Origin of the sequence: Halomonas sp. (genome assembly GCF_052095765.1) — a bacterium.
Lineage (GTDB): Bacteria > Pseudomonadota > Gammaproteobacteria > Pseudomonadales > Halomonadaceae > Halomonas.
This window is the reverse complement of record NZ_JBQDJZ010000120.1, coordinates 1-6519: the sequence shown is the minus strand read 5'-3', so window position 1 is coordinate 6519 and position 6519 is coordinate 1. Positions and strand designations below refer to the sequence as shown.

Genomic DNA, 6519 nt, shown 5'->3' with positions numbered 1-6519 from the left:
GGGGCAACTGGCAGGCACCACGTGCCGTAGTTGCACTGGTCGGCCTGGCTGCCCTGATCGCCTCACTGGGCATCATGATCTACACGGGGTTCGAAGTGGCCATCCTCAAGGGCCGCCCGCTGTGGCACACCAACTGGCTACCGCCGATGTTTGTTGCCACTGGCTTGATCGGCGCCTGCGGCATGGTACTGGTGCTCAACCGTATTACCCGCCTGCGCAACCCTGACACCAACCGCCAGATGCTGGCCATCATGGTCGTGGCTTGTGTGGTTAGCGGCTTCATCGCGCTGACCTGGTTCCTGGATGGCGTCAATGCCGTATCAGGCTCGGTCGCCGCGGCGCTCGAATCAGTCAACGACAGCCCTGCCTGGCGCACGACTGCTGTTGAAGGCGGCATTGCGGGTGTGGTGCTAGCGATGCTGGCCTTCGTCATGCGTCGCTCAGCGCCGCGACGCAAGGCCATGGGTTGGATCATTGGCTTGTTGGCGCTACACGTGGCCTGGATGTTCCGCTGGGTCGTGCTAATGAACGTCCAGACTGTCGCGCGCAATACCGCTGGCTTCAACGATTACTACATCGACCTGGGCTCTTACGGCCTGCTCGGTATCATCGGTATCTTTGGTCTGTGGCTGACTGCCATCCTGCTGATCGACCTGTTTGTACCGTGGCGTGAGGCCACCAATGATCCGCAAGCGAACCACCCCGCCGCCCCCGAAGCCAACTCCGTATCCGTCTCAGCTTCAACTTCCGCTTTACACGAAGGAGCTCCCAGCCATGGATAAGTCACGTCGTCGTATGCTCAAAGGGGCCGTTGCCGCCGGTGGTGCAGCGACCTTCGCGGCCGGCTACTCCGGCCCGCTGGTTAAGATGGCTAAAGGCGTTTCGGGCAGCGCCGGTGAGAAGCCGGTCAACCCCATCTACGGTAATGCCCTGGCGCCGGAGTATAACGTCAACCTGGAAAGCGGCGAGCTGACACTCAACCCTGATCAGCGTACCGCCTTTACCATCTGCTATGGCTGTACCACCCAGTGCGGCGTGCGGGTGCGTGTCGATAACAACACCGAACAAGTGCTGCGCAGCATCGGTAACCCCTACCACCCGCTGTCTTCTGATGCACAACTGCCCATGCGCACTCCTGTGGTCGATGCGCTGAAGTCCGTCAGTGCCTATCACGATCAGGGCTTGAACGGCCGCGCTACTGCCTGCGCCCGTGGCAATGCCATGATTGCGCAGATTACCAGCCCTCAGCGCGTGACCCACTGCCTCAAACGCACCGGAAGCCGCGGTGAACGCAAGTGGGAGCGCATATCCTTTGAACAGCTGATCGAAGAAGTCTGTGAGGGCGGTGACCTGTTCGGTGAAGGCCAGGTGGACGGCCTTCGCGCCATCCACAACCACGACGAGCTGATCGACCCGGACAACCCCGAGTTCGGCCCCAAGGCCAACCAGCTGCTGATGATGGAGGCCACCGACTACGGCCGCTCGGCCTTGCTCAAGCGCTTTGGTTTCAACGCCTTTGGCACCCGCAACTATGGCCACCACGGTTCCTATTGCGGCCTGGCGTTTCGTATGGGCTCCGGCGCACTGATGGATGACCTGGCCAAGAACGCCCACGCCAAGCCGGACTACAACAACGCCAAGTTTGCCCTGTTCATCGGCACCGCGCCGAGTCAGGCAGGTAACCCCTTCAAGCGCCAGGGCCGCCTGCTGGCTGAAGCTCGCGCCACCGGCAACCTGGACTACATCGTGGTCGACCCGGGCCTGAATGCGGCGGCATCAGAAGCTTCAGGCGAACGTAGCCGCTGGGTACCGATCCGCCCGGGCAGCGACACCGCTTTCGCCATGGCAATGATCCAGTGGTTGATCGAGCATGAAGCCTACGCTGGTGACTATCTGGCCCTTCCCAGTCAGCCGGCCGCTGAAGCGGCGGGCGAAGTGGGCCATACCAACGCCACACACCTGGTGATAGAAACTGAAAACCATCCGCGTCAGGGTCATTTCCTGCGTCTTTCCGATATCGGCGAAGCCGAGGCCGACAGCGATGCCGACGACCTGCTGGTCGTGGATCTCAACGGCGAGTTAAAGCCCGCGACCAATCTGCAGAAAGCTACGCTATTTGTGGAACGCGATGTGGAAGGCCCCCAAGGCAACATCCGCGTCAAGAGCAGCCTAAGCAAACTGCGCGACGCCGCCAATGAGCACAGCTTGGCGACCTATGCTGAACAGTGTGGCATTGAGGCTGGCCTGATCCAGCGCATCGCCGAGCGCTTCGCCGCCTATGGCCGCGATGCCGTCGTCGACACCCACGGTGGCATGATGTCAGCCACTGGCTTTTACGCGGCCTACGGCATCCTGATGCTCAACCTGCTGGCTGGCAGCTTCAACCGCCAGGGCGGCTATGCGGTTGGCGGTGGCAAATTCAACGGTACCGGCAACGGCCCACGTTATGATCTGTCCGACTTTCCTGGCAAGCGCGGCCCGCAAGGCATTTTTGTATCGCGCTCACGTTTTGCCTATGAAGACACCTCCGAATACAAGCGCAAAGTAGAAGCAGGCGAGAATCCCTACCCGGCCAAGGCACCCTGGCGCTCACTGGCCCCGCCCATTCTGACCGAGCAGCTGAGCTCGGGGCTGGACGGCTACCCTTACAAGATTAAAGCGGTCATCGGCTGCATGGCGAATCCACTTTACGGCCAGGCCGGGCTGACCACCACCATTGTCGACAAGCTCAAGGATCCCAAAAACCTGGGGCTCTATGTGTCGATCGACGGTTTCATCAACGAAACCAACCGCTACGCCGACTATATTGTGCCGGACTCAGTGATGTACGAGGTGTGGGGCTTTGCCGGCGCCTGGAGTGGCACCCTGACCAGGATGACCACCGCCTGTTGGCCTATTGTCGAACCGCGCCAGCAGAAAACCGCCGGCGGCGAGCCGGTCAGCATGGAAATGTTCTTCATTGCTACCGCCAAACGCCTGGGGCTGCCTGGCTTCGGTGACAAAGCCATCCCCGGTGCCGACGGCAAGCTGCATCCGCTCAATCGCGCTGAGGATTTCTATCTGCGTGCGGCAGCCAACATTGCCCATGATGGCGAAACGCTACCCAATGCTAGCGACAGCGATATTGAACACTCAGGTCTGGCGCCGCTGCTGGGCAAGCTCGAGCGCACTCTGCCGGAAAACGAGCGCGGGCCGGTGGCCTATCTTTACGCTCGGGGCGGACGATTCGAGGACTTCAGCAAGGCCTACAAGGGTAACGACCAGCTGGGGCATGCCTGGAAGAAAACGCTGTGCGTCTACAGCCCCAAGGTGGGCACCACCATCAACAGCCAGACAGGCGAGCGCCTCTCCGGCACGCCACGCCTGCAGAAGGCCGAGATGTCGGATGGCCGGCTGATGCGCGACCTCTATCCTGAGGACGAATGGCCGATGCTGGCGTTCTCGTACAAGTCCAACGTCATGAACTCCTATGCCATTGGCCTTGAACGGCTACGCATGATCAAGCCCTACAATCCGGTGCTGTTGCACACGGAGGATGCGGCCCGCCATGGCATTGCCTTTGGCGACACCGTACGCATTGAAAGCCCCGGCGGTGACGTGCTGGCACTGGCGCTGGTCAGTGACGGCGTGATGAAAGGTGCCCTGGGTATTGAACACAGCTATGGCCACACCGAGCTGGGTGCCAGCTCACATACCGTTGACGGTGAAAAACAGCCCGGCAACGAATGGATTGGTGCTGGCATCAACATCAACGACCTGGGCTTTGCTGACCCCACCCGCAAGGTGTCCGGCACCTGGCTTGAAGGCGTCAGCGGCGCCTCCATCCGTCAGGGCCTGCCGATCCGCATCTCACGCGTCGAGGCCTGAGGTAACGGGCTGAGCCAACTGACCGAACCAGCAGACTGAAATAAAGCCCGCTAGACCACGCCATTTCGCCACACAGCGGGATGGCGTGGTTTTTTGCTTTCACCTTTCGACCAGTACCCAACAAAAACCCGTCACAGGCTGCTATTGTCGGGTGATGAAACCAACAGACCAAAGGAGAACAAGCCATCATGGAACCCATAAACCAGACGCCTCCAACGTCACCATCAGGTTCGCCCTATGAGCTTCGCGATATTATCGAACCGCTCTACCGCAGCCGTTTCTGGATGCAGCTGTTAGGCGTGATGCTGATTCTGACAGGCCTGCTTACCGCCTTATCAATCATCGGAATTGTGGTTGCCTGGATCCCGGTCTGGGCCGGCGTGGCGCTGTTTCAGGCGGCCAGCGCTGCCAAGCGTGGCTATGAAAGCAGCAGCGAAGCTGATATCAAACAAACCATGAACAAGCTGCGCACCTACTTCCTGATCAGCGGCATCATGACCCTGCTCTATGTGCTGTTCATGGTTGCCACCATGCTGCTGGGCTTCGGCGGCGCCATGATGGGTATGGATGGCATGGGCAGTATGAGCGGCTACTGATAACCCGCTGCCTGCAGGCGAAACAGCTGGGCGTAACGGCCGTTCTCGGCCAGCAGGCTAGCGTGGGTGCCGCGCTCGATAATCCGACCGCCATCGATCACCAGTATCTGATCCGCGGCGCGTACGGTGGAAAAGCGGTGTGAAATCAGCAGCGTCATGCGCTTCTTTTCGTAACGCCGAAACTGCTCGAATACCTGCGCCTCAGCGGCGGCATCCATGGCGGCAGTGGGCTCGTCCAGCACCAGAATATCGGCACCTTCGCGCATATAGGCACGACTCAGCGCCACTTTCTGCCACTGACCGCCTGACAGCTCCTGACCGTCCTTGAACCAGCGCCCCAGCTGGGTGTGATAACCGTGCTTCAGCCCGCTAATGAAGTCATCTGCCATGCCCTGCTGCGCGGCGTTCTGCCAGCGCTCGGTGTCAGTAAAGGCTTCAACGTCACCCACGCCAAGATTCTCGCCCACCAGCAGTTGATAGCGCTCAAAGTCCTGAAATATCACTCCGATACGCCGCCGCAAGGTAGGCTCATCCCATTCACGCAGATCACTGCCATCAAGCAGAATCCGCCCTTCAGTTGGATCATAAAGCCGCGTCAACAGCTTGATCAGGGTCGTCTTTCCCGAACCGTTTTCACCCACCATGGCCAGGCTCTGACCGGGCTGCACCTGCAGGCTGATATCCTCAAGCACCTTTTTTTCAGCGCCGGGATAACTGAAGCCAACGCCCTCGAAACGGATACCATCACCCGGCATGGCGCCTTGGGTGAGCGTACCCATGGAAGGCGCCACCGGCTGCTCCAGATATTCATACAGGTTGGACAGGTACAGGTTATCTTCATACATGCCGCTGATGGCAGTCAGGCTTGCCGACAGCGCTGACTGCCCCTGCTTGAATACCATCAGATACATGGTCATTTCACCCAGAGTCAGACGCCCACCGACGGTGGCCACAACAACCCAACCGTAAGCGCCATATAACGCCAGAGTGCCCAGCAGCCCGAGCGCAAAGCCCCAGCTGTCGCGACGGATCGTCAGGCGGCGTTCTTCGGCATAAAGGGTATGGAAAATATCCCGGTAACGCTGGAGAAACAGCGGCCCCAGGGCGAACAGCTTGACCTCTTTGATGCTGTCTTCCCGCGCCAGCACGGTCTCCAGGTACATCTGCATGCGCGTCTGGGGCGAGCGCCAGCGGAACAGCCGGAAGGCGTCGCCGGAAAACTTGGCTTCGGCGGCAAATACTGGCAAGGCGCCAATCAACAGGATCAGCAGCGCCCAAGGCGAGAACTGCACCAGCAGCACCGCAAAGCTGGCCAGCGAGATGGCATTCTGCAACAGCCCAAAGGTCTTGTTGACCAGCGCCAGCGGGCGGGTTGACGCCTCACGACGAGCGCGAGTCAGCTTGTCATAGAAGGTGGAGTCCTCGAACTGCGCCAACGACAGAGTGCCGGCTTTCTCAAGGATCATCACATTCACCTTGTTACCAAGCTGCGCCCGCAGCAACGACTGCTGTGCCGACAGCCCACGCTGGGCCAGGGCAATCAGCGCGATAACCAGTGCCTCAAGGGCCACATAACGCAGCACCGGCCAGGTGCTGGCCAGCGTCAACGCCTGATCAGCCTCGCTATGCAGCGCCATGGCCGCCACCACGGCATCGACAATCAGCTTGCCGACCCAGGCGGCAACGGCCGGCAGCACCCCGGCAATCAGCGTGCACACCGCCAGGCCAATGGTCAGCCCGCGCGACGTTTCCCACACCAGCCCCAGCGCGCGCCGGCTATAGCGGAACACACTGAAGAAGCTGCCCAGTCCGCGCTTGTCAGAGTCACGGTTATCAGAAGAATGCGTATCAGTGGCGCGGCGCTGGACGTGTGGAGAAGACAATATGAATATCCCTGAACAGTGATGAACACAGCCATTATCGCACCTCACCCAAGCGCTTAAAGCTGTCTTTCAACTGACAAGATGGCCAGAATCCGGTAAATAGAACGCAGCTGACGGAAAGAATTACCAAAGTCGCCATCGAGAGACAGGTTACATTCCGGTAGAGTGACGTT

At 60.0% G+C, this 6519-nt stretch carries 4 protein-coding genes; 3 read left to right on the top strand and 1 reads right to left on the bottom strand.

What is annotated here, in order from left to right:
* From nrfD to ACTH3D_RS12160, 3 genes are all read left to right on the top strand, one after another.
* Positions 1-782: NrfD/PsrC family molybdoenzyme membrane anchor subunit (gene nrfD / locus ACTH3D_RS12170; RefSeq protein WP_441667393.1), on the top strand; the 782-nt coding region annotated here is incomplete at its 5' end.
* Complete coding sequence (locus ACTH3D_RS12165) at positions 775-3867, top strand: molybdopterin dinucleotide binding domain-containing protein (protein ID WP_441667392.1); 3093 nt, start codon at positions 775-777, stop codon at positions 3865-3867. The genes nrfD and ACTH3D_RS12165, both read left to right, overlap by 8 nt.
* Positions 3868-4055: 188 nt before the next feature.
* Positions 4056-4463 carry a DUF5362 domain-containing protein gene (locus ACTH3D_RS12160; RefSeq protein ID WP_441667391.1) on the top strand — a complete coding sequence of 136 codons (408 nt, stop codon included), beginning with the start codon at positions 4056-4058 and terminating at the stop codon, positions 4461-4463.
* On the opposite strand, the gene ACTH3D_RS12155 is transcribed toward ACTH3D_RS12160, so the two are convergent.
* On the bottom strand, positions 4457-6271 hold the full coding sequence (locus ACTH3D_RS12155) for an ABC transporter ATP-binding protein (protein ID WP_441667394.1): 1815 nt from the start codon (positions 6269-6271) through the stop codon (positions 4457-4459). The two genes, ACTH3D_RS12160 and ACTH3D_RS12155, sit on opposite strands and share 7 nt — an antisense overlap.
* Positions 6272-6519 lie beyond the last annotated feature (248 nt).

Coding starts and splice junctions, on each gene's coding strand:
- ACTH3D_RS12160 (WP_441667391.1), top strand. CDS start 4,056: ATGGAACCCATAAACCAGACGCCTCCAACGTCACCATCAGGTTCGCCC.
- ACTH3D_RS12165 (WP_441667392.1), top strand. CDS start 775: ATGGATAAGTCACGTCGTCGTATGCTCAAAGGGGCCGTTGCCGCCGGT.